At 34.7% G+C, this 25403-nt stretch carries 21 protein-coding genes and 1 pseudogene; 17 read left to right on the top strand and 5 right to left on the bottom strand.

Annotated features, from left to right (window positions below; all coding sequences use genetic code 11):
- Window positions 1-97: 97 nt before the first annotated feature.
- The 6 genes from ALLST_RS0104445 to ALLST_RS11040 all read left to right on the top strand — a co-directional run bounded on the left by ALLST_RS0104445 (window position 98) and on the right by ALLST_RS11040 (window position 4566).
- Window positions 98-907 carry a hypothetical protein gene (locus ALLST_RS0104445; RefSeq protein WP_019892885.1) on the top strand — a complete coding sequence of 270 codons (810 nt, stop codon included), beginning with the start codon at window positions 98-100 and terminating at the stop codon, window positions 905-907.
- Window positions 907-1572, top strand: coding sequence for a (d)CMP kinase (gene cmk / locus ALLST_RS0104440; protein ID WP_019892884.1), 666 nt, complete (start codon window positions 907-909; stop codon window positions 1570-1572). Before ALLST_RS0104445 ends, cmk begins: the two co-directional genes overlap by 1 nt.
- 2 nt (window positions 1573-1574) lie before the next feature.
- A complete protein-coding gene (der, locus tag ALLST_RS0104435) occupies window positions 1575-2879 on the top strand; it encodes a ribosome biogenesis GTPase Der (protein WP_019892883.1) in 1305 nt (434 codons plus the stop codon).
- Window positions 2880-2883: 4 nt separating this feature from the next.
- Window positions 2884-3879: an NAD(P)H-dependent glycerol-3-phosphate dehydrogenase gene (locus ALLST_RS0104430; RefSeq protein ID WP_019892882.1), complete on the top strand. Its 996-nt coding sequence runs from the start codon at window positions 2884-2886 to the stop codon at window positions 3877-3879.
- A 5-nt stretch (window positions 3880-3884) separates the two neighbouring features.
- Window positions 3885-4178 carry an HU family DNA-binding protein gene (locus ALLST_RS0104425; RefSeq protein ID WP_019892881.1) on the top strand — a complete coding sequence of 98 codons (294 nt, stop codon included), beginning with the start codon at window positions 3885-3887 and terminating at the stop codon, window positions 4176-4178.
- A 148-nt stretch (window positions 4179-4326) separates the two neighbouring features.
- Window positions 4327-4566 carry an HD domain-containing protein gene (locus ALLST_RS11040; protein WP_019892880.1) on the top strand — a complete coding sequence of 80 codons (240 nt, stop codon included), beginning with the start codon at window positions 4327-4329 and terminating at the stop codon, window positions 4564-4566.
- Window positions 4567-5206: 640 nt separating this feature from the next.
- On the opposite strand, the gene ALLST_RS0104415 is transcribed toward ALLST_RS11040, so the two are convergent.
- A complete protein-coding gene (locus tag ALLST_RS0104415; protein ID WP_019892879.1) occupies window positions 5207-6058 on the bottom strand; it encodes a hypothetical protein in 852 nt (283 codons plus the stop codon).
- 533 nt (window positions 6059-6591) lie between these two features.
- On the opposite strand from ALLST_RS0104415, the gene ALLST_RS10125 reads away from it, so the two are divergent.
- On the top strand, window positions 6592-7773 hold the full coding sequence (locus ALLST_RS10125; RefSeq protein ID WP_019892878.1) for an SPFH domain-containing protein: 1182 nt from the start codon (window positions 6592-6594) through the stop codon (window positions 7771-7773).
- Between the two features lie 170 nt (window positions 7774-7943).
- On the opposite strand, the gene bsh is transcribed toward ALLST_RS10125, so the two are convergent.
- Window positions 7944-8948 (bottom strand): choloylglycine hydrolase, encoded by a 1005-nt coding sequence (gene bsh, locus ALLST_RS0104405; protein WP_019892877.1) that lies wholly within the window; start codon window positions 8946-8948, stop codon window positions 7944-7946.
- Window positions 8949-9226: 278 nt separating this feature from the next.
- On the opposite strand from bsh, the gene ALLST_RS0104400 reads away from it, so the two are divergent.
- The 7 genes and pseudogenes from ALLST_RS0104400 (at window position 9227) to ALLST_RS10120 (ending at window position 19048) form a co-directional block, all read left to right on the top strand.
- The gene (locus ALLST_RS0104400; protein ID WP_019892876.1) at window positions 9227-10120 is read left to right on the top strand and encodes a metallophosphoesterase; all 894 of its coding nucleotides are present in this window, start codon (window positions 9227-9229) and stop codon (window positions 10118-10120) included.
- An 83-nt stretch (window positions 10121-10203) separates the two neighbouring features.
- Window positions 10204-10968, top strand: coding sequence for a prolipoprotein diacylglyceryl transferase (gene lgt / locus ALLST_RS0104395; RefSeq protein ID WP_019892875.1), 765 nt, complete (start codon window positions 10204-10206; stop codon window positions 10966-10968).
- Window positions 10969-11575: 607 nt separating this feature from the next.
- Window positions 11576-11704: pseudogene (locus ALLST_RS11685) on the top strand (transposase); the annotation flags it as partial.
- 78 nt (window positions 11705-11782) lie between these two features.
- A complete protein-coding gene (locus ALLST_RS0104380; RefSeq protein ID WP_156816563.1) occupies window positions 11783-12952 on the top strand; it encodes a hypothetical protein in 1170 nt (389 codons plus the stop codon).
- Between the two features lie 772 nt (window positions 12953-13724).
- Window positions 13725-13955, top strand: a complete 231-nt coding sequence (locus ALLST_RS0104375) for a hypothetical protein (protein WP_019892871.1) — start codon at window positions 13725-13727, stop codon at window positions 13953-13955.
- A gap of 1337 nt (window positions 13956-15292) precedes the next feature.
- Window positions 15293-17875, top strand: coding sequence for an ABC transporter ATP-binding protein/permease (locus ALLST_RS0104360; RefSeq protein ID WP_019892868.1), 2583 nt, complete (start codon window positions 15293-15295; stop codon window positions 17873-17875).
- 141 nt (window positions 17876-18016) lie between these two features.
- Window positions 18017-19048 (top strand): YdcF family protein, encoded by a 1032-nt coding sequence (locus tag ALLST_RS10120; protein WP_019892867.1) that lies wholly within the window; start codon window positions 18017-18019, stop codon window positions 19046-19048.
- A 244-nt stretch (window positions 19049-19292) separates the two neighbouring features.
- On the opposite strand, the gene ALLST_RS11035 is transcribed toward ALLST_RS10120, so the two are convergent.
- Window positions 19293-19505 carry a recombinase family protein gene (locus ALLST_RS11035; protein ID WP_019892866.1) on the bottom strand — a complete coding sequence of 71 codons (213 nt, stop codon included), beginning with the start codon at window positions 19503-19505 and terminating at the stop codon, window positions 19293-19295.
- 341 nt (window positions 19506-19846) lie between these two features.
- Between ALLST_RS11035 and istA the strand changes: the two genes are divergently transcribed.
- The 3 genes from istA (at window position 19847) to ALLST_RS10105 (ending at window position 23496) form a co-directional block, all read left to right on the top strand.
- Complete coding sequence (istA, locus tag ALLST_RS10110; RefSeq protein WP_019892865.1) at window positions 19847-21280, top strand: IS21 family transposase; 1434 nt, start codon at window positions 19847-19849, stop codon at window positions 21278-21280.
- A gap of 9 nt (window positions 21281-21289) precedes the next feature.
- Window positions 21290-22045, top strand: coding sequence for an IS21-like element helper ATPase IstB (gene istB, locus ALLST_RS0104340; protein WP_019892562.1), 756 nt, complete (start codon window positions 21290-21292; stop codon window positions 22043-22045).
- Between the two features lie 557 nt (window positions 22046-22602).
- On the top strand, window positions 22603-23496 hold the full coding sequence (locus ALLST_RS10105; protein WP_019892864.1) for an AraC family transcriptional regulator: 894 nt from the start codon (window positions 22603-22605) through the stop codon (window positions 23494-23496).
- 170 nt (window positions 23497-23666) lie between these two features.
- On the opposite strand, the gene ALLST_RS0104330 is transcribed toward ALLST_RS10105, so the two are convergent.
- Together ALLST_RS0104330 and ALLST_RS0104325 are read right to left on the bottom strand one after the other, a co-directional pair.
- Entirely contained in the window at window positions 23667-23927 is a 261-nt protein-coding gene (locus tag ALLST_RS0104330; RefSeq protein WP_019892863.1) for a hypothetical protein, read from the bottom strand.
- A gap of 477 nt (window positions 23928-24404) precedes the next feature.
- A complete protein-coding gene (locus ALLST_RS0104325) occupies window positions 24405-25337 on the bottom strand; it encodes a hypothetical protein (protein ID WP_019892862.1) in 933 nt (310 codons plus the stop codon).
- Window positions 25338-25403: the final 66 nt, after the last annotated feature.

Genomic DNA, 25403 nt, shown 5'->3' with positions numbered 1-25403 from the left:
GCGGCTTTTTTTATGCTAGCCTTTATGTAAGGTAAAAACACTAACTAGCCCTAGGTAAGTTTGGTATAATGGAAACACTGTCCAAGGAGGGCATTCAATGGCTAAATTATCTCGTAAAGATAGATATAAGGATCTTCGGGATTCCATACAATTCGATCAAGTTGATCGCAATGATCAACCCAAAATCGAAAAAAATGTCGGGTCGGATTTAAACAAAAAATCCCCGTCACAACAACATGTTTTACCCCAGACACATTCTGTCATGGATGATTTATTTGATGAAGTGTCTGTTTATAACCAAAACAGTTCATACGCTCATTTAGAAGATAAACAAATTGAAATTCTTAATCGAATTTCGAATCCTTCACATGACGTTGAACGACGCAATTCGCATTTAATGACAATGGAACAAAAACAAGACGATGGGGGAACGACAAGAAACTTGTTCTCCTCAGATCTTTCTTCCGTTGTTCAAAATACAAATGTCAAACAACCGTCCCCAAAAAATCAAGAATCAAAAATTGATTTATTTGCGGACATGCCCGTGCGTACAGCGCATAAGCCAACACCTACCAAAACCAGTCGCAGTGCGCAGTTTAGAGAAATACTCGAGACAGATGAGCTTCTTGACGCGAAGGTGAATGCACCTTCACAAGAAAAAAAGACAATCCAAAAAGATCAACCTCAACAAAAACTATCACGAACAAAGTCACCGGAGGATCTTGCCCAAGAGCAATACTTCGCCTCCAAAAAACCTCGACGCCAATCGCGTCAAATTGTTCATGATTCTTCGCTAGATAAACCGGCAAGTAAAGCAGCATTAATTTTTATGATTTTATGTTGCATTATTTTGTCCGTGTTAATCGGTCTGACAATTTTCTGGATGTCAAAATTGAGGATTTTTTAATGAAACTTTTTAACGTTGCTGTCGATGGGCCAAGTGGAGCAGGAAAAAGTACGATTAGTGATGTCATTGCCCAAAAATATCACTTAATTCATTTAGATACTGGTTCAATGTATCGTGCAATTGCCCTTGCACTTCACGAACAAAATGTTCCTGCATCCTACAATGAAACCTTTCAGCAAGCATTAGACGCAATTGAACTTTCCATGGATAATGGAAAAGTTGTGGTCAATGGCGTTGATTTAACCAATAAGATTCGTGAACCTCACGTATCTGCATTAGCTTCACAGTATTCTGCCTTACCACAGGTACGAAAAAAACTCGTTGCATTACAACAACAAATCGCTTCAAAACAAGGATATATCTTAGATGGTCGAGACATTTGCGATGTCGTTTTACCTGATGCTAAAATCAAAATCTATTTGGATGCATCAGTAGAATCACGAGCAAAACGCCGCATGTTACAAGATTTAGAAAAAGGTATTCAAGTTCCTTATTCAATAGTCTTAAAGGCGATTCAAGATCGTGACTATGCCGATCGTACTCGAAAAACAGATCCGTTAACAATCTCAAAACAAGCAACTGTTATCGATTCTAGCAATTTGACATTTGATGAAACTGTCGCAAAAATTGTCGACCTGATCGAAAATACTCTAAAGGATGAATAACTATGATTAAAGGTACAGTCGCGGTCGTCGGCCGCCCAAATGTAGGGAAGTCAACCGTATTTAATCGTATGATTGGCGAACGTAAAAGTATTGTTGATGATATGCCAGGCGTAACACGGGACCGTATTTACGGAGTTGCGGAATGGTTGACTCAGCAATTCTATTTAATTGATACAGGTGGTATTCAAATCGAAGATCAAGACTTCGCAGATGAAATTGGTATGCAAGTCGATATCGCGATTGAAGAAGCCGATGTCGTTCTCTATTTAGTAAGCGCCATTGAAGGTGTCACAGAGGATGATATGGCTGTTGCCAGAAAGCTGAAACGTTCTAAAAAACCAGTCGTTTTAGCAGTCAATAAAGCGGATAACGAAGATTTACGAATGGGAATTTATGATTTCTATTCTTTAGGTCTTGGTGATCCAATTGCAATGTCTGCTGCCCACGGGACAGGTGTTGCCGAAGTTCTCGATGAAATTGTTCGATTACTTCCAGATAAAAAAATGAAAACTTATGATGGGATGACAACATTCTGTGTAATCGGTCGTCCAAACGTTGGAAAAAGCTCTTTAACAAACGCTATTTTACGCGAAGAACGAGCGATCGTTTCTAATGTTGAAGGCACGACTCGTGATGCCGTTGACACCCCATTTCGATATGAAGGACGCGATTATGTCATTATCGATACTGCTGGAATGCGTAAACGAGGAAAGATCTACGAAAATGTAGAAAAATATTCTGTTTTACGAGCTGTTAGTGCCATTAATCGTGCTGATGTTGTATTATTTCTCATTGACGGCGAAAAGGGAATTCGCGAGCAAGATAAGCACGTTGCCGGAATTGCTCATGAAGCTGGCAAGGGTGTCATCATCGTCTATAACAAATGGGATACCGTGGAAAAAGATGATAAAACAATGATTCAAATCACGAAAAAAATTCGTGAAGAATTTAAATATTTATCCTATGCACCAATCGCATTTGTTTCGGCATTAACAGGAGCTAAAGTGCAAAACTTAATGCCTTTAATCGATGAAGTCCATGAATCTTGTACACTTCGTGTACCAACGAATGTATTAAACGATGTCATCATGGATGCACAGATGATGAACCCACCAAAACCACACAATGGAAAACAGTTGCGAATTTACTACGCATCACAAGTGTCGGTTGCTCCACCTAACATTTTAATTTTCGTTAATGAACCGGAATTGTTCCACTTCTCCTATAAACGTTATTTAGAAAATAAATTGCGTGAAGCATTTGGATTTGTAGGAACACCGATTAATATTCAGGCAAGAAAGAGATAAATATATGAAAACTGTAGTTATTGGAAGCGGAAGTTGGGGTACAGCTTTAGCCCAAGTACTTGCGGATAATCAACAACCCGTTCAACTTATCGGGGTAAATCAAGATGAAGTAAATGATATTAATTTAAATCATCGTAACAGCAAATATTTCCCAGGCGTTGAACTTAATAAAGATTTGCACGCAACAACAGACTATTCTGTTTTAAAAGATGCAGATATTGTCTTACTTGCCGTTCCTACTCAAGCGATTGAATCTGTCGCAACACAAGCTGCTAGCTATTTAGAAAAACAAGTAATTGTGATCAATGTTGCGAAAGGTTTTAACCCTAAAACAGACGAAAGAATGAGTGAAGTAATTCGTCGTGTAGTTCCAGCTGAAAAACTAAAATCTGTTGTTTCCTTAATTGGACCTTCTCATGCTGAAGAAGTTGTAGTCCGTCAATTAACGTCAATTGATGCTGTTTCTCAATCTTTAATAGATGCGTCAACGGTCCAAGAACTTTTCTCCAATCACTATTTACGCATTTATACAGGCGATGATGAAATTGGCTCTGAACTCGGAGTTGCGATCAAAAACGTCATGGCCATTGCAAGTGGGATTATTGCTGGCTTGGGTTACAAAGATAATACTCGAGCTGCTTTAATCACGCGTGGCTTACAAGAAATGATCCGCTTTGGTACTCATTTTGGCGGTCGTCATGAAACCTTCATTGGTCTGACTGGTGTAGGTGATTTAATCGTGACTTGTTCATCTGAAAATTCACGAAATTTCCAAGCCGGAAAGCAAATTGGTCAAGAAAATGATGTACGTCACTTTTTAGAAACAAACACGAAAACAACCGAGGGAATTCGTACGGCAAAAGTTGTTCATGACATTGCCCTCAAAGAACATATTGAAATGCCAATTTGTGAAGAAGTTTATCAAATTCTTTTTAATGGCAAAGAACCTAAAGAATGCGCTAATGATTTAATGCTAAGAAACCTAAAGAAGGAGTTTTAAATACGATGACAAAATTTGTTAATAAAGAATCTTTGATTCAAACATTATATTCTCAGTACCACATTAAGAAAAAAGATGCGACTGATATCGTCAACACAATCTTCGAAGAAATGGAAGAAGCTTTAATCACAGGTGGTACTGTTGAAATCACTGGTTTCGGTAAATTCACTATTTTTGATCGTAAAAGCCGCATGGGCATCAACCCTATTACTCGTGAAAAAATGGAAATCCCTGCAACTAAATTACCTAAGTTCAAGCCAAGCTTAACTTTGAAAAAACGTTGCAACGACAAATATTAATCTATAAAGTATATGAGAAGAAGTACTTCGTAATGAGTTTACTTCTTCTTTTTTATTGATTAATCGAAACCTATATTTTAAAGGACGCCCTGAATGGACTATTTATTTATTAAATGGAATAAAAGAATTATTCGAACAGAATGAATGTATGCATATTTATAATCATTCTTTACAAGTAGTCAATAATGCAGTCGAATTAGCCAATCGCTTTCACGTTAGAAAAGAGATTAAAAATAATGTTTATATTGCCGCTTTACTTCATGATGTAGGAGGAATCTATCCTAACGATCAAAGAGTGCTATTCGCAAAACGATATGGAATTGAATTAGTCGCTAAGGAATATTATTTTCCTTTAATTATCCATCAAAAAATTTCAAGATATCTTTAACAAGAATATTTCGACATTGAAAATACACAGATTTAGATAGTATAGAATGCCATACAACACTAAGAAAAAACTATCGAATTGAAGTTTTATCATCTTTTTAGCTGATAAAATCGCTTGGGATCAAAATGGCATTCCACCTTATTTAGATGATCTGTTAAAACAACTTGAGTGTTCATTAGAAGAAGCTGCTCTATTTTATATAAATTATCTATTAGATCATGGAATTAAAGTGATTCATCCATGGCCATTAGATGCTAAATCGCAATTGGAAAACATATTATAAAAGAGATGTTTGTCGATTGACGATAGAATGATAATGACATAGTAAATCAACTTTTAAGGTTATGAGCTCTTCTTGAATTTTCTTATTGATTTTACTTCACAATAACACCGAAGATAAGAGTCGGGTAAATAGTTTTAACTCATTTTTAACCAAAATTAAATTCAACTAATAAATTCGCCATTTACTCAATTTTTATTGTAAAAAGAGATAAGAAAAATACATGATAAGTCAAATGCTAAAAAAAACGTGCAACACTGATGCACGTTTTTTTTATAAACAATTCAATACAATGATCTATCTAAGATCACTAAGTGATGTCATCCATTCAGTTTTATTGTTTTTATTTTATAACTTGAACTAATTCGCTTTTAAGATATTGGCTAGTCGAACGAAATTCCAAGGAACAGTTTCTGAGCCGTAAACATCAAATCCACTATTTTTACGTTTAGTAAAATACAAGTGCAAATGCCAATCTGCTTGTCCTCCATGTTCAATTCGATTGTCAATTTGTTTTGCTTCATAACGAGTATGCCAATCAAATAAATTTAATTCGATTAATGTATTAATAATGTCGAGGCGATCGATCGTTTGAAGTACGCTTTGTTCGACGATTTGTTGATCTATTTCATGAAATTTAATAACTTTTTGCGAATTTACATCCATTAAAAAATGTAAAACATGCTCGGGTTCACCGATTTTACGAAATGTAATACTCATTCCATAAAGATAGTCAACGATCTTATCGTTAAAAATTTCAAGATAGGATTCATATGAAGTAAAAGGATACCTAGAACCTAGTTCTTTTAGATGATTGATTGTCAGATTGCGCAAATAACGAAGAAGGACAAATTGTCGAAATTCAGTATCCGAAAGGTAAGGATCATGATTTCGCATAGCCATATTTTTTTCTGTTTCATTACATAGCATCGCAAGTTCCTTTTTATATTGACGTATGCGATAGTAGGCTTCTGTTGTTTCAAATTCATAACGTTCTGGTGTCATGGGATCATCTTCTTGATAACCATAATGATCATTAATAATTGAAAAGTATGGTGGATGAGGATCGTGATACGATTTATCCGGGATATATAGGTCATCTAAAATCGGATAAATGCATTGGTAAAACTCGTGCTTTTTCACTAAGTCTTGTTTGAATAGAGGATTCGCTAATTGTTGAATCATTTTGGTAGAGCTTAAAATGGGGGTCATGGACTGTTGTTCTCCTTTGCATCAAGATGAAAAGACCAATTAGATTCAATCAATGCCGGCAGTTGTTTGAATGAAGTAAATGCATAAACGTATGCAAGATAGGGAATCGATAAACGACAATCTGTCCTATTCCAATTGATCTATTGATTTGAACAAGTTTAGGTGTCTGTTCGAGTGTTATTTTATGAGGATAAATATTTATCTCAAGGACGAAATTCATAAATTCCATGTATTATTTGAAAAATATTTGTTTAATAATTTTATTCGTTTAAATGATCAAATTATTGATTGTTTTGAAATCTCTTGCGTGATTTGTATCAGTTTTTTGCCGCAAATTTAAAAACACAACTTTCGGGCAACATAATAAACGTTCTAAACATTAAGAAAAGATAAAAAAGCTGTAAAAGAAAGATGAAAAGTCTACTGAATGATTTTAGGAAACAATAAGAATAATCAAGATAAACATTATGTTTGGATATGTTATATTTAATTTAACCTGGATATATCCGGATGATCTTTATGGAGGATCAATTATGGGAATCATTAGATGGGGGCTGCAAGCAGCAGGTTCTGCTTATACTGATCAGCCCAAAGAAGTTTTAATTTGTCAAGGACTATCCAACGATATCCTTGCTGCTCCGGCAACCGTGAAAAATGGTCGCGAAACGACTGTTTTAACTGACGGTTCAGTTTTTAATGTCGGCATCAATCAAGCGGCTCTGTTAATCGAAAATGGAAAAGTTCACGACTTTGTCATTGCTGATACGGAAGAAACAACAGGACAATATATTTATGATACAAATGCCGAACCTTCGTTATTAAACGGTGGCTCTAAAAACTGGGATAATGTCTGGAAAATGGTGAAAGACCGTTTTACATACGGTGGACACTCCCCAAACACTTGTCATTTGATTTATATCAATTTAAAAGAAATTGCAGAAAACCCTGTCGGTGCAGGGAAAGTTCCATTTATTGACAATTATTTAAATACTCGTCTTTTAATGGGCGTTCATGGCTACTATACGTTTAGAATTTCAAATCCTGCAACTTTTTATGAAAAGTTGCTTATGGATCCATCTGTTAAATATCGAAAAAATGAGATCACCGAGCAATTGCGCATGGAAATGATCCCTAAAATCCAAGCTGCTTTAGCACGGATTGCACCACTTTGTACAAATGGTTATCAAGATATTTACTTACATGATGAAGATTTAGCACATGCATTAAATGAAGCACTAAAAGAAGAATGGCTTGAATCACGGGGAATTGAATTGGTCAAAGTTGCATTAACGCCTGAACTCAATCCAGAGGATGCAAAGCGCGTTGCTCAATTAGAAAATGCGAAAACTTTATCTAATGTCGATATGGCATTTGGTTCGATGATCAATGCGCAAAATGAAGCAATGCAAAATGCTGCTGCCAATGCGAATGGTGCGGTGAATGGATTTATGGGCATGGGTTTAGCTGGTGGCCAAGGCATGAATGCACAAGGTTTACTTCAAGCCAAAATGGCTCAACAAGCAAGTCAACCTCAAGCCAAACCTGCAACAACAAACGACACGACTTGGATTTGTCCAACTTGTGGAAATCAATGCAATGGTAAATTCTGCCCAGAAGATGGAACGCCAAAACCAACGACACGTTTCTGTTCAAATTGCGGAAAACAAATCTCGCCAGATGCTAAATTCTGTCCAAACTGCGGTCAAAAACAATAGTTTTATTTTCTCAAGATATTGAAATCAGAAAGACTGACTACACTTTCAAAAAGGAAGAGAATAGTCAGTCTTTCTTTTTATTCCAATTAAAAAAGGAATTCACGAACGAAAATTGAACGAGAATTCCTTTATGATTGAAAATCATGATTATGGTTAATCAAGATAGATCACTATGATTTGTGAACTTTGTTTTGAACATTCACCTGAAAATCATGAATGACAGGGTAAGTGATGATTTGGTTGCGATCTAAATTTTCGCTTTTTAGATCAACTGCATTTAATGATTGGTTATCATATGTTGAATAATAGAAACGCAATGTCTTCGTATTGATACAGCAAGTGTATTGCGTGTATTCGTAATCATTTGGTTTATTTTGGTTTGCCCCTAAAGGTTGACTTACCCCTTGGAGAATATGGAAGAATTGGGAAACATTTGATTGTTCAGTATCTTGAGTAACAGAGTTCATGCTTAAATATGCGACACGAACAAAACGCGAGATCGGATCTAATCCGCCGGGTAATTGTGTGGTCCCTAATCCTGCGCCGATATGCTTGAAATTTGGAACTTCTCGAGCAAAACGAGAACGATCAAAGTTTTCGATATGATTAGACACATTACAATAGTAGTTCAAATTCATTTCATGGAAAGGAAATGGAGGTTCATTGGTTAAAACTTGATATGGATTCTCGCAGACATGAACACCATCTTTTGTACTTTCTAAAACGATCGATTCGTTTTCATCACTAATTAGCCAATGTAATGGACTATTGGGTTGTCCCTTGGTAAACATTTCATCTGTGATATTGATGTTTTGCAAAGCGTCTTTAGCTTCTTGCACATTTTGGCATGATGCTAAAATATAGGGAATTATCTCAAATGAAGCGACATTGGTTTTGCCTTCTTGAACTGGAAAGTAATGACACGAGTTCCATAATGCTAGTCCAGCCATACCTAGTCCTTTTTCGTTTACAGCTTCAAATAATAATGGATAATCGTCTTGCACAAATCCCATGCCAATCATTGCGTAATGATTTCTTGGGCTAGAAACATGTCTAAATTTAAAATCATAATGATGTGGAACGATTGTCACGGAAACAGGACAATAATACTCAACATCTAAAGTTCGACCGAAATAATGGTGATCTCCATTTTTAAAAGATAATCCAGTACACATATACTTTTCACCTACACTATTCTTAAATCCATATGTGGATTTATTTATTTCATATAGCTTAGTATAGTTATCCTATTCCACAACTTACTGATCGGTTGACCGAAAAAGTATAGGTATAATCTTAGAGAAAGGTTACTTCGCTCGAATGAAAAGCCACTTTTATTTAAAATGGAGCAATAATACGATCTTTAAGAGTGAAGTATTGGAAAATTAAATCCTTAAAACAAAATGAGGAGATTCTTCACTTATTTTTATAAAGCTAATGAAGAAAGGAAATTATGAACTTTATCCAACAACACTTAATTTTCATCCTTTTAATCACAATTATACTTGCCCTTGTCGTCTTTTTGTTGATCGGGATGGCGATGTCAAAAACATTAATTACATCCCGATATTCTATTGATATAGATGCATTAGATCCTCAATTAGATGGATTACGCATTGCGCATCTTAGTGATTTGCATGGCAATGATCATGTCCCCGTTTTTGATGTTTTAGATCAAGAACACGTAGATCTTATTCTATGTAGTGGTGATATTTATGATGGAGTTAAACGAGTAGAAGAAACCACCCAATTTATTCAAAAAGTCTTACAGTATGCGCCCGTATATTTTGTCAGTGGTAATCATGAATACTATGCAAAAAACTGGTCACAAACAAAACAAAACTTAAAGGCGATGGGAGTGCATGTGTTAGATAATAAACGTGAAGAATTCACGCTGCATCAAGCAACGTTAGAGATTTGTGGAATTGAAGATCCAGATTTAGACTACAATTGGACATACTTACAAAGGCTTGAACAGTTTCACAAAAATCTCGAAGTAATACCAAGTCAAATCTTTCCGCGGATTTTCATTAATCATCGAGCTGATTTATTTGATGAACTTCCAGAAAACTTTGCTGATCTAGTTTTTAGTGGTCATATGCATGGTGGCCAATGCCGTCTGTTCAATCGTGGAATTTTTTCGCCTTTTAATGGCGATCGACGAGTTTTATTTCCTAAGTATACAAGGGGAATTTATCAAAGAGATCGCATGCAAATGGTTGTGTCCTGTGGATTAGGGGATCAAATGATTGTTCCGCGACTATTCAATCCACCTGAACTTGTTTTGATCACATTGCATGCAAAAGTTAATGCGGATCAATGCGCATCCAAAGAAACAAGTAGATAAAATGCGATTCGTTTGCAAATTGTGATTGTGAATGATTAGAATAAAACGTATATCGCATTTGTATGAATGAGAAAGGAGTTACTATGCTTCCTATATTATTTTCCATTGGTCCTGTACATATTTATTCGTATGGGTTAATGATCGCCATTGGGATTTTAATCGCATATAGTCTTGTCGAAAGAAAATTTCGTAAGTTTGGTTTAGAAAATGGCCGCTTAGAATGGTTGTTTTTCTCAGTCATCGGTGGTGGGTTTTTAGGTTCCAAGCTGCTATATTGGATCACACGTTTACCAGATATTCCAAATGATCCAACGATCTTAACAAATTTAGGTGATGGTTGGGTTGTTTATGGAGGAATCATTGGCGGCTTTATTGCTGGATGGGTTTATTGTAAAAATCATGGCATGGATTTCTGGCGGATCTTTGATTTAGTCATTCCTAATGTTGCTTTAGCACAAGGATTTGGTCGAATTGGATGCTTCTTAGCTGGATGTTGTTATGGTGTAGAAATGGAATCCTTTGGCATTGTTTTTCCTGTCAATTCTTTAGCTCCATCAGGTGTATCTTTATTTCCTAGTCAGCTGATCATGTCGGCGTTTGATTTTGGACTATTCTTCTTTTTAGAATGGTTTACTTCTAAGAAAAAATTTAAAGGGGAAGTCGGGGCAATTTATTTGCTCGCTTATTCGTTTGGCCGCTTTATTATTGAATTCTTTAGAGGTGATCTTGTCCGTGGAGTGGTCAATGGATTATCCACTTCTCAATACATCTCCATACTAACAGCAATCGTGGGTATAGCTGTGATTTTCGTTGGTCGAAAACGATCTAAAGAAAATCACGAATCATAAATTGAACGAAAAAAATCGTTGCTCTAGCTCAAATGCAAAGAACAACGATTTTTTTCTTGATCAAGAAAAATTCATGTTGGACAATGTAGCAGGTCAATATAAGTATCTTTTATCCACGATTCGTTCTTAAATTTAGAAAACATCATTTCATAGCGAATACAATTCTGACTTATTTTGGTGTGCTATAATTACACATATAGATTTTAAGGAGGTCACTATGGTTAGTTTTGGTAGTATGTTAGTTTATTCTTTTATCTTTTTTTTCATTCTTGCTGCTATCTCATTGGTTTGCCAAATCATCTTCCATCCAATTAAGTCAATTAAGACGACATTGATGATACTTTTTGGAGGAGTAGGCCTCTATTTCGTTTATGCTTATCTCAGCTATATGCAACTCATATAATCTAAAGACATAAGCCTCTATATTGCGAAAGTTGATTGAAATTGAAACAGGATAATCATCAATATCCTGTTTTTTTTATCGAAACAATTCTATCGTTAACCGTATTTTATAGATAAAATTGAATTGCATCGTTTTAATTCTATTTGTTTAAATAACAATGGATATTTAATTCATACCTTTAGTATAATTTAAATACATCTGGCAAAGTATGGTTCGTTTCTGTCTAAACAGTATTGGAAAAAAAGGATAATTTGGTCAGACGGATACTTTGCTTGCAGTATTGGAGAAGTATCGTCAGCGACTATACAAAAGTATATTGAGAGTCAGGGTTAATGGCTAAAGATTCACAAGGCGCCTTCCACCACCTGAAGGTAGTGGGTTTCCGTCTATGGCAAACGAAAGGATTTATTTATGAAACAGGTCAACAAGAAGAAAACAAAAACAAATAAAGTAAAGCGAAGAAAAAGGTGGTTAACATTATTGGGCGTCATTGCCTTTTGTATCGCAGGATTTTTAGGATATCGTTACTATAAAGATCATCAAAGTTATCGTTTTGATACCCCAGATGAAGCAGATCTGTATGTTGTTGCACAAAACGGAATCAGCAGTTTTTCTTATCAAGATGGATTGCTTCAAGAAACTTCTCATAATTCATTCAAACTGATCGAGCATGGTTTAAATAATTATATAAACCGCCCAATCATACAAAATCGTTATTTATTATTGAGTGATTATTATGGACCTTCTTGGAAGACAGGCCGTTTTGTTTCAATTGATTTTGAATTAGGGAAGGTCCTTACAAAAACAGAACTCGATGCTGGATCCCAAACAACAGGTCAATCTAGTGAATATTTCTTTATTTCTCAATATAATTATTATGATACTTATCTTGCAGTATATTCGCCAAACCTAGAACTTGTAGATAAATATGTCTTCAATCGTCCGATATACGCAAATAGCTTTTCAGTAGACGGCAATCAAATCTATATGTATGGATTATCTATGGCTGATAATGAAAATATTGCAAGTTATCTTTATCATTTTGACCTTGTCGATGGTCAATTAAATTTGGTACAAGAAACTCGGCTCGATACTGCAGACGTCACAACGTATTATGGAAATTCGGCTCTCGTAGAGAATAAATTAGTCACTACAATTCGAGGAGGACGAAATGTAGTAACGGGTCAAGAGAATGTAGTTTTACCTACAATTATCATTGATGATATTTTGACTGGAGAACGACAAACCGTAACGAGTGAAAGATATGATTATCACAACATTTTTGATCTTCGAAATGGATTAGTGGCTATTGATTATAGTGATACATCAAGTTCAAATGTAATGTCATTTACGTTATTGAATATTCATGATCTTTCGAATCATTTCATTACGATTGATCCACAATCTTATAATGTAGAGCAAACAGAGTATTTACAATCTATTCGACGTTTAGATGCAGATCGAATCCTCGTATTAACTTCAAAAGCAATATGGATTTACAACATTCCTGCACAACAATTTGAGTCCCAACATCAATTGCCCTCCCATATTGAAGGTGCATTTGATATTTGGGCAGCATAACAAACGACATGACACACTAAAGTCTCTAGTCCATAAATTTGCGAGACCTTTTTTCAAACTAATCAATTTAAAAACAGGCGAAAAAGCATTTGTATTTCTTCTTTTTCAGAAGTAAAGTTCAATCCTTTTTCGCCTTTACATTTATATATGTAAAAACAATTCATACGATCTAGTTTATTCAAAATTTTGACACTTTAAAGTGTGATTTCGTTTATGTAATTAGAATCTGTTCTGTTGCAAAGAGATATATTTTAATATATAATTTGATTTTTTATATGATTAAATATTCGATATGACTATACAATTAGAATGTTGAATGCTACTCTTTATATAAAGATAGCGCTATCAATTGAAACATTCTATTGATCTAAAATATTTAAAAGGAGGAATACTATTAGAAAATTTTGAAATCGAATCTTTGACCAGCACAAATATTAAGTAAAGGATCGACAATTACAAGCGTTACTTATGTTCCCGCACTATTGACTTGTGAAATTACAGGCTAGTGGGCTACGCCAAATATGTCAAAATTAACATATACGATTAATTATCGTTCGTATGTTAATGATCCTTATAGTTGTTTAGTTGGAGGCGGTTATGGGTATAGTGGTGCGAATTTCTCAATTAGGGAATTTACTTTGTATAGCTTTAATTTTAATGAGAATTAATGTTTCGTATATTATACCTACCATGTTTTAAGGCACTACTCCAAAATTTAAAAATTTTAAAATTATTCTAAAAATTCATTCTTGTAATGATAGGAAGGCTGCATATGCAAAAGAAGAACAATCTGCTTAACGTACTGTTACTCGTTTTGATTTTTGTTGTAGTAGCAGTCATGTTATACCTTACTATGTCAGGTAGGGTAGAGTTGAAAACCGGGGCTTTAATTATTTTTATTTGCGTACTCGCTACGACATTAGCACTATATTTAATCGGTGCGAAAAACAGTGCTTATGGCGGGCGATTCAAACATAATTATCCAGACGCAAAAAATAAGTAATAATATGAGTCATTTAATCAAAGCCATCGCTTAGATTGACTTAAAACACGAGGAAAGCATCCAGTGAAATGGGTGCTTTTTAAATTGCAAATAAAATGATACGGAAGATTTATATATGGACTTAAAATATGTTTAGGGCAGATTGATCTATTGCGAGTTATAGATATATTCAGTAAAGAAATATCCACTAAGGAAAATTTGCATCAAGCCACATGTGTAGTGTAGGGCATATGATTCCATAATTGAGTCAAATTATTCAATTTATTCTGTTTGAAGCAGTTTATGTTGTCATATCAATAACTTCGCATAATTTATATTATGTAACATTTAGTTGCTAGGATTTCAGATAGATTAAGAAAAGCTCCTATCCATGAACATGATTTATATATTGATCGTGTTCTATAGATTGGGAGCTTCTCATTACTTCAGCAAAGATTGGGCAAATATAGGAGTAGTTTTCATTCTTTATTTTTGTTTAATTGTATCTGTTTGTATATAAAATACATATCTATAACGAATAATATCAATGAAATTATCCATGAAAAATTATTGATCGAAAAACCCAACATTGTTGAGAAAAAGATTAATTGAATAACATAATTTTTCATAAGTACACCTTCTTTCTGTTTTGATTTTCCGTTTCGCATTAAAATTATTTATTTTACACGATCGGATAAAATAATGCTCACCGTCAATGATTCGTTTCACATCTTTTAGTTCGTTTGCAGATTTAATATAGATTACTGATCTAAGCTGTCCAAATAAGTTCTCAATCATAATGACTTCATTACTTCGCTATCCTTGTTTGCTCGTCATTTATCGTCTATGACCCGCTGATTCTCATTTTGTTTTATTTTTGTGCATGATAGTCTTATCTTTTTAACCTTTTAGGCTTTAGAGATGATCATCTCGTTTGATGAGCGTTAAATTTGTATTATCTCAATTCAATTATATAGTAAAATCTTGATAGAACTAAAATTTTGTCGAGCTCATTTGCTGTGTGTGCTCCCCTAATTGATGTAATTTCTCAATCGATTATGTCTTGTCTATTCACTTTAAACTTTATTGCATTTTTTACTCCTGAATCCGCATAAAGATCGATTTGTGAATTCTTCACAATAGCCATTTGCTTTTTTCTTAAAGTTTACTTAAATCAATCCAAAATGTTGGACATCATATTAAATGTGATCATAATATAATTTGTTCATATATTTGATCAAATTATATATATTTGGATAATTATTTGAACAATTATATATACTCTACTACATAACTTGAAAATATCCTCATATTTAATCTGGGTATTCTTTGAGTAATTTAAGGCAGAAAGGACTTTTATGCTTCAATGTAAACATATCGTTAAAGAATATTATGCTGGCGACCAAGTGGTTACGGCCGTTAACGATCTTTCCCTTACCTTTCGGGACAATGAATTTGTATCCATCCTCGGTCAGTCTGGGTGTGGTAAAACAACCTTTTTAAATATTATTGGTGGGTTAGACCAATACACTAGTGGTGATTTAATCATCAATGGAAAAAGTACGAAGCAATATACTGATAAAGATTGGGATATGTATCGAAACCATCGCGTTGGCTTTATTTTCCAAAGTTACAACTTAATTATGCATCAAACGGTATTGAGAAACGTTGAATTGGCGTTAACTCTTTCCGGCGTGCCAAAGTCAGAACGAAAACAACGAGCGATTGATGCTTTAGAAAAAGTTGGTTTAAAAGATCAAATCTATAAAAAACCAACCCAAATGTCTGGTGGTCAAATGCAGCGAGTGGCGATTGCTCGTGCTTTAGTGAACGATCCGGAAATTGTATTAGCTGATGAACCAACTGGTGCACTTGATTCTGAAACTTCCGTTCAGATTATGAATCTGTTAAAAGAGATCGCAAAAGATCGTCTAGTTGTTATGGTTACCCATAACCCGGAACTAGCCGAACAATATTCAACTCGTATCGTTCGGTTGAAAGATGGTAAGTTAGTTTCAGATTCCCAACCAGTTACCGAAGCAGAAATTGTTGAAAAAGAGAAAATTCTAACTAAACCGAGTATGTCATTTTCGACTGCTCTTTCCCTTTCCTTCAATAACTTAATGACCAAAAAAGCGCGAACATTTTTAACAGCATTTGCAGGCTCTATTGGTATTATCGGGATTGGGTTGATCATGTCGATATCTAATGGGATGCAGACGTATATCAATCGTGTACAAAGCGATACGATGGCTGAATATCCTATCGAATTAAAAGATAACACGATGGATATGTCCGTCATGATGACAACAATGATGGATATGTCTGATGAAGCTGATCCACAAGAAGATTCATCTAAGATCAAAACTTCAAAAATGGTTGAATCGATTTTAAATTCGATTTCAAATACGAAAACCAATAACCTCTCTGAATTCAAAAAGTACCTAGAATCCGATCAAGGAACAAAATTTAAAGAACATTCCGAAGCAATTGAATATTCTTATGGAATGAACATGAGTGTTTATAACGATGCTTCTGATTATGGTTTAGTCAAAGTTTCGCCAAATGGGTTAATGGATAAACTTGGCTTATCTCAAATCGGAACTTTGCAATCAACAGTAGGTATGTCTTCGCCAATGAATCAAGAAGTTTGGATTCAAATGCCAGATTCGCAAGTTCTACGAGATAAAAACTATCAATTAATCGATGGTTCTTGGCCACAAAGCGAGGATGAAATCCTTCTAGCAGTCAATTCTAAAAATGAAATTACTGACTTTGCATTATATTCACTTGGTTTGCTCGATCAAGATGCTTTAGTTGAAAACTATAACAAAGTCATCGACGGTAAGACCAATAAATTAGAAAACATTGAATCCAAAGAATATACCAATGATGATTTTCTAGGAATGGAACTTAAAGTTGTTTCTGATAGTGCGCTTTACGCTAAAGAAAACGGTTTGTGGATTGACCGTAGTGAAAACGAAGACTTTGTTCAAGATGTCCTGAATCATAAGGCAAAAACGGTCAAAATTGTTGGAATCGTCAAGCCAGCTGACAAAACGGTTAGCACATCAGCATTAGGTGGAATCTTGTATGATTCTTCCCTACGTAATTGGTGTGGTCAACAAGCGGATGAAGCCGAAATTGTTCAAGAACAAAAAGATAATCCTTCCACTAACGTATTCACCGGAAAACCGTTCTCTTCTGGTGAAAAATTCTCCATGGATTCTTTAACTCCACAGGAAATGATGCAACTTCAATCAATGTCTCAAGAACAAATCTTAGAATATATCACAACCTACAACGACAATGTGAATGCAACTTATGATTCTAATATCACAAAACTAGGAGTCATCGATTTAGACACACCTTCTTCAATCAAACTATATTCTGATTCATTTGATGAAAAGGAAGAACTATCGAATTTGATTACTGAATATAACACAGCACAAGAAGATGCGGGTAAAGAAGAAAACATTATTTCTTATACAGATACAATCGGTACGATGTTATCGGGAGTTCAAAGCGTCATCAATATGATTTCTTATGTATTAATGGGCTTTGTTTCCGTATCCCTAGTTGTCTCTTCTATCATGATTGGAATTATTACTTATATTTCAGTTCTTGAACGCATTAAAGAAATTGGTATTTTACGAGCTATGGGAGCTTCGAAACGTGATATTCGTAATGTATTTAACGCAGAAACGTTTATCATTGGTCTAACTTCCGGTGTCTTAGGTATTTTAATTACCGTTCTATTGAATATCCCAATTTCGATGATCATTCAAAATCTAACCGATGTCGCAAATATTGCGTCATTACCTTGGCAAGGGGGGTTGATTTTAATTGCCATTAACTTGATCTTAACGATCATTGCCGGATTAATTCCAGCTTCGATAGCTTCACGTAAAAACCCGGTAGAAGCACTACGAAATGAATAATTATTCCCTGTAATACCTTGGCGGCTTTATATAGAAGTCGCCTTTTTTATCGCAAAATTACAGATCGTGACAATACTGAAAGAAACAAAATCTAAATCAACACAAATGTTATACTAATCGTAACAATTAAGGTGGGATATTATGGATCAGATGGAACTAATCATATGGATTGCGACGATGATGCCATTTTATATGACAAGTATTTTCTTCATCGTTATCCTTGTTTTAAATCGACGATCATTATGGTCAGGGTTTGGTGCTTTATGTTGTTTATTTGGATCAGGATTATCCTTGCTGCTTGTGATGTTTCGCTATTCCCAATGGATTATGGAACAAAAAATTCTCTATGCACTTATGCAGCTTGCTGCTTTAGCAATTTTATTGATCCTTGCGATGTTCCCGCTCTTGTTATTTACATTTTTAATCATTGAAGGAATCCAATTGATTCGCAAAGAGGGATTTTCATTTACAAATTGTCTAACGTTAGGTCTTGCCTTTGGGATTGTTTTAAACGTCTTTATATTGTGTTATATAAATCCGACTTCACACCCGATTTTAGGCTTATTTGCCTCTTTAATGACCACAGCAACTTCATTTTTATCGTTCCAACTTGCCATCTTTTTACTTTCTGCAATCGTTAACCTCATCCACTTTGGTAAACGAAAACATTTTGATCAAATAGTTGTTTTAGGCTCTGGGCTATTTGGAGATCAAGTTCCTCCCCTTTTACAAGGTCGGATTCGTAAAGGAATCAAAATGCAAAAATGTAATCCAAATGCCTTTATGATTCTATCCGGCGGACAAGGGCCAGGAGAAACAGTTCCAGAAGGTCGCGCGATGAAAAAATGGGCTTTACAAAATGGTGCTGATCCCGATCGGACGATTTGCGAAGATCAATCAAGAAACACAGAAGAAAACTTAGAATTTTCGAGAAAAATATTTTCGAAGCCTAATGGAAAAACGTGCATTGTTTCAACTTACTATCACGTATTCCGTGCTTTATTACTCTCAAAAAAAATGAATATTAACGCATTAGGTTATGGTTCGCGCACGAAGTTGTATTTTACGATTAATGCTTTTTTAAGAGAATATATCGCCTATCTCAATATGACAAAAAAACGCCAACTCTTAGTCCTTGCTCTTATTTGGCTACCTACTCTCTTCATAATTTAATCAATTTATATGCAGCTTTTTAAATGCAGAAAATAATAAAAAACAGACCAGTTGATCTTCGTATTGAAGCGACTGGTCTGTTCCCATTTTAGAGTGTTTTTTTATCTGCCTATACTAACACTTTATTAAATTTCATCATTGAATTTATGTAATCTCATGCCAACTGCAATGAGAGCTCAAATTCCTGAAATAAGTAATAATACTGAACTGAATAAAAGATTTGTTCTTGTATCTCATCATAATCTCATCCAAAGCGATCAATCGATTTAACATAAAGCTCATCACCTTTTTTCAGCTTCTTTAATAACAGTTGGTATTGTTCTCGATTAAAATCTTTTCCTGATTCTTTATTCATATACATATCCTGTTCCAATATCCCAGCGTTTTGCATTGCTTCAATTTGTCTAGAGACATTTTGATCTTTACTTGAGACACGAATATAGGCATACTGTTTCATTTCAATTCCTCCTAATTATTCAATTTATAGAAGAGATTATATGTTTCAAGCAATCTATAAAATGGTGTATATACCTTAGATTATGAATTCACAAAAATTTATGCTCTTAACCTTAAACACGATAAAATAAATCAATTACCGGTTAATATCCTAATCTTATTAGAATAATTTATCTCTTAATTGAATTTTTTTATTCAACGGAAAGTATTATGAAAATGTTTGCCCTATCTGTTTTTCGTATTTTAAAAATGGGCCAAAAAAGTGCTGATCGGATTTGAAATCTGTACCACCTTGCTTGTAATGTTTCTCCGTAAAGGAGGACAAGAAAGGTGCTTTCAATTATGAAGATTTTTGAATATATAGATTTACGAGAAAGCGGAATTTCATCTAGAAAAGCTGCTGAGCTGTGTGCTATATCGAGAACAACTGGAGAAAAGTATTATCGTAAATTCAAAGAGAACAGAGCTTCTCTTGTGGATAATCCAACCTGGGAAAACAGTCAGGTATTGATCGAGGAGTGTCTTGTTCCTCCTTCTTACAACACTTCAACACGGCGCCCAAGAAAGTACACTCCAGAAGTAGATGCTTTACTGGATCAAATTCTTGAAAACGAAGAGGAAAAAACACGTTTATTGGGGACTTCTCATAAACAACATCTAACATGCATGCAGATCTGGGAATTAATCAAAGACGCTGGATTCGATGTTGGATTATCGACGATCACAAAAAAGATCAAAGAAAAGAAAAACCGACACAAAGAATGCTTCATCAGCCAACGATATGAACCAGGAGATAGATTTGAATACGACTTTGGCGAAGTGAAGTTGATGATTAACGGTCAGAAAAAAACATTTTACTTGGCGGTTATGACTTCTCCTTGGTCAGGATATAGAGCTGCTTACTTATACGAAAATCAAAAAAGTCAGGTATTTTTCGAATCAATGATCCGCTTCTTTCATGAAGTTGGAGGATGCTTTAAAGAAGGCGTTTTCGACAATATGAGAAACGTCATCTCAAAATTCATCGGTAAAACTGAAAAAGAAATCAATCCAGAATTGATCCGTTTTGCCCATTACTATGGCTTTCTGGTCAATGTGACCAACGCATTTTCTGGAAACGAGAAAGGATCGGTTGAACGGTCAGTAGAAGTTGTTAGAAATAAAAGCTTTGCCTTGAAATATCAGTTTGACAGTTTAGAAGAAGCAAGAATGTGGCTTAAAAAATGCCTTGTCGATCTGAATAAGGACACAAAATGGAAGGAAGAACAGTTATTTCTTATCCCTATTCTTCCAGATTACGAATCCGCAAAAATTGTTGACCGAACAGTCAACAAGTATTCTTTGATCAGCGTAGATGGAAATCAGTATTCGGTTCCTGATCATCTCGTCGGCAAAGAAGTCAGAGTGAAAATTTATACAGAAACAGTTAAGGTCTATTACGAACATAGTCAAGTTGCTGAACATAGAAGAATCAATGATGGAAAACAAAAAACGTGCTTCGATATACGACACTATCTAAGCACGCTGAGAAAAAAGCCTGGAGCATTGAGAAACAGCGCCGCCCTCAAAGCTGAACCAGAACTTAAAACTATTTACGACAACTATTTTAGCGAAAAACCGAGAGAATTCATAGCTATACTCACTCGGAATAAGAATCTTCCTTTAGATCAACTGAAAGAATTGCTCAAAATGGAAGCTTGCCAAGCGCCTTACCCTCAACCAGTTTACGAGCCCCTAGCTGATCAATTGCAGGGATACCAGGCACTGTTTGCCTAGAAAGTGAGTATGAAAATGATGATAGAAGTATATGCCAAAAGACTTCGCCTGCCCTTTATTCGGAATAACTACAGAGATCTCATTGCGGATGCAAGAGAAAATAAACCAGATTATGCAGAATTCCTAGAAGAGATTCTTAAGGGGGAGACGATGAGTCGGAATGAGAACTGTATCCAAAAACGGCTGCAGTTAGCGCATTTTCCCAATCGAATGACACTCGAAGATTTTCAGACGGAACATCTAAGAATTGAGATTCAGCAGAAAGTAAAAGAGTTATCGACTTTAGAGTTTATCCAAAAAGGAGAAAACGTGATACTTATTGGGAATCCAGGGACAGGAAAAAGTGCGTTATCAATCTGTCTAGGTGTAGAAGCCTGCTTGAACAACATGAGCGTTCTATTTATTGGTGTATCTGATCTTTTGATTGAGATCCGAGAAGCAATGAGCCAGAACCAAATTCTTCGCTATAAGAAACGTTTTGAAAGTTTTGATCTTGTTATACTAGACGAACTAGGTTATTGCTCATTCGATCAGAAATCAGGAGAAATACTATTTAATTTGATTTCAAGCCGAAATGGCAAGAAATCCATCGTTGTCACCAGTAACCTGGAGCTCAATCGATGGAAAGAGATCTTCAGGGACGAAGTATTGACAGCAGCGATGATAGATAGACTTGCTTATAAGGCTCACATGATCAATATGACTGGTCAGAGCTATAGGCTGAAAGAAACGAAGAAATGGGTTGAAGAAAAATCAGAGAAATAAATTTAAAAAAACGCGACACCCCTAGGGGTGTTAAGGAGAAGGGACTGCTCTTGAAAGAGCAGTATTCTTCTCCCTTAAGTGGATCAGATTTCAATTACGCAAATGGACCAATTTTCAATTGACAAAAACACCTATCGAACTAACTTTAAAAAGATTTGTGATTTTCTTTTCACTAACACTGAGTAAAAAGCATCAAGCAAAGGCAATTTAAGCCTTTATCTGAGAAGTCATATTGTTTCTTTTAACTTCTTCTATAGCATTGTTTGTAATAATTTCGAGGATTAATGAATAGTCTTTTATCGATTTTAAGATTCATTTAAGTTATGCAAAAGAATTTATACTCTCATTGACACACTCCGAAATCATGATGGTTATCGTTAAAGTATACGGTTAATCCCAACAAAACCAGCCAAAGACCACAAAGATTATGTTTAATTTTAAAATAAAAAATAAAATGAATTAAAATACTCTTAACAACAACATTCAATCACATCCTTTACTTCATGAATCAAAAACAAAAGATTCTTTTTTGTTCAATTTTAGAAAGGGGTAAATGCATGATGACTTTCTATAAAGAAAACGAAATAATCGATGACAACAAAGCGTTTTTATTCTCGAATGATTTTAATCTTAGCCTAGATGCAACAATCTTAGGTTTTGGTTATACAAAGTCGAGTCCGCATCAATCTTTTGGCCCTGCCTTACGAAATGCTTATTTCATTTACTTTGTCACAAAAGGAAAAGGAACGGTTGTTAAAGGCGACAAGAAATTTGAACTTGACGCAAACGAAGGTTTTCTTATCACAGAAAAAGAACGTATCTATTATTGCGCTGATCCCAATGATCCGTGGGAATATTGGTGGATCGGGTGGCGTGGGGCAAAAATCGAAGAATTTTTAAGACGTACATCATTGTGGAATAATCCTGTATTTCGCTACGATCCAAAAAGTGAATTATTTAAACAAATTCAACTTTTATCTACCATCAAGCCAATTAAGAATAATGATTTACGATTAAATGCCTTAATGTATTCAATCTTTTATCAAATGACAGTTTCCTTTCCGCCTCATAAAGAGCCAAGTATTAGTCCTATTCATTATGTAGATCAAATTTTGGTTTTGATTCATCAAAACTATGATCGAAAAATCACGGTTCATGAAATTGCTTCCGCCCTTGCCCTCGACCGCAGTTATTTACATCGTATTTTCAAAGAAAAAATGGGTGTTAGTATCAAAGATTACTTATTGCAAGTGCGCATGGATAACGCTTGTAAGTTGCTGCGTTTTACTAATCTTTCCATCGGTGATGTCGGTCGGTCCGTTGGTTATGATGATGAACTCTATTTCTCTAGACTCTTTAGAAAAAAGATGAATCAAGCCCCAACTGCTTATCGGCAACAATTTAAGGCTAGTGATTCAAACGCAAAGACCAAATCTTCTAAATTCAAATAGATCTTTTGGCTGATTTCTTTAAAGCAAGAAAAAAAATCCCTATTCAAAGACTCACGAAAATATGAGTGAAAGAAATAGGGATTTTTATTCACATGTCATAGAGTCATAGTTCTGGTCTATTTATCTTTTTTCCAGAACAAACATAGAATAGATCATCGAATTGGGGGATATTATCGATCTAATTCGTCTTTCTCGTTTTTGACATCTCCCATGTCAAAAGTCACTAAAGGCTCCCTAGTAACTGGATCGATAAACGATAGACGAGTATTCGTTAAACTCGCTAAACGGATCAAATCATCTGCTGAAAATGCATCTCGTGAATACTTTGTATTCAGAGCTTGTGGTCTAGATAAGCCTAAGATCCGAGTGTACTCAATGCTTTTGATTCCTTTTAGTGCAAGCAAGCTTTTGATTTTGTTTGTTTTACTCATTTGGCAATTCCTCCATGGAATGTATGATTTGAGAAATATATCAACTTTATATTTCCGCTAATAAAACCTACCACTCTTATGATTATAAATATGTTGCATCTTCATACTTATTATAAACTCTTTTATCGTGATGATATGGGATAATTCTGAACTTTTTACAGTCTATAATATATTTACATAGTAACGAATAATCCGAATCGTTTTAAATTATATGCTCGAATAATTCTAGATTAGTTAACTTAAAGCATTTTATGCTTACTTTATGTCATCTAGATCTCTGACTGTAGTCATAGGTATGTTGGTCGATTCGTGTCCAGTTTTAGGGGGACAGTTTATATAAAGCTACTGAAAATCTAGTTTTAAAAAATAAATAAGCCTCTATCGATCATGCATTTCTTATTCTATTTCATATATAAAAAAGCTGAATATCAATCACAAACGTCTGGATGATATTCAGCTTGCTTATTCATTCTGAATTTAATAAGGAACTTTGATGTTTTGTCTATAGCCTAATGCTGGCGAGTTAATCGAAATGGTAATTCCATTTTTTTGTTTTGCGGAAAAATCTGGAATAACATCTTCTGCTTCAAACAAAACATTAACAGATAGTTCTTGTTGAGCATCCAAATAGAAGAGCTGATAGCCATACGTTTCTGCTTTAAATGACTCTGTTTTAGCTTCCATATCGTTTTGTGAGAAGTTTTGTTTTGAGATTTCTTCTTGGCTCATTGTTTTGAGTTTATCGGCATCGGTCAACGATGAGATTTTTAATCCATCAATCGTACATACCGGAGATAAAAATGGAACAACCAAGAATTTGTCCGATTTGTTTTTATAATTGATCTTTAAACCTTCGACGGAAGATTTACCATTTGCGTAATGATAACTTAAATTCGAAGCATCGACTTCAAATTCATAAAATTCATCACTATAAACGATAAATTTAGATTCACTTGAATTTTTGACGTTTTCATCTTTAATGTTTCTGATTTTTACAGAATCAAACGGAATGAATTCATCTTGCCCATCAACATACAAACCAATATTGCGATCACTTGTTTTCGGAACGCCAATATATCCATAAATATATGTAGACATTCCCGAAATGACATCGTTAGAGATGATCGTTTTAAACTGATCAATTGGATTAATTGATTTATATTCTGATCCCGATTTTGCCATTAATTTATACGATAAATTGGACATATGGTACACTTTATCAGAATTATTTTCCACGCTTGCTAAGAAGTAATAGTAAGCCGTATTCACATTTTCGTTTTCTACAGCCAATACATCGACTAATTTAAAATCGACATCTTCCGCAACTGGAATCGATGTTTTTTTGTGAGAGCATCCCACTAGAGAAAAAGCCATTGCTAGAGAGACAAAAAAGCTGATTAGTTTTTTCATATTTATCACCTTTTCTTATTTTAAAAGAAAACTCATGCTCGCTCAACCTTTGCACAATGAAACCAA

Origin of the sequence: Allobaculum stercoricanis DSM 13633, assembly GCF_000384195.1 — a bacterium.
In the GTDB taxonomy this organism is placed as follows: domain Bacteria; phylum Bacillota_I; class Bacilli_A; order Erysipelotrichales; family Erysipelotrichaceae; genus Allobaculum; species Allobaculum stercoricanis.
The sequence above is the reverse complement of the archived record's forward strand: the minus strand, read 5'-3'. Positions and strand labels throughout refer to the sequence as shown.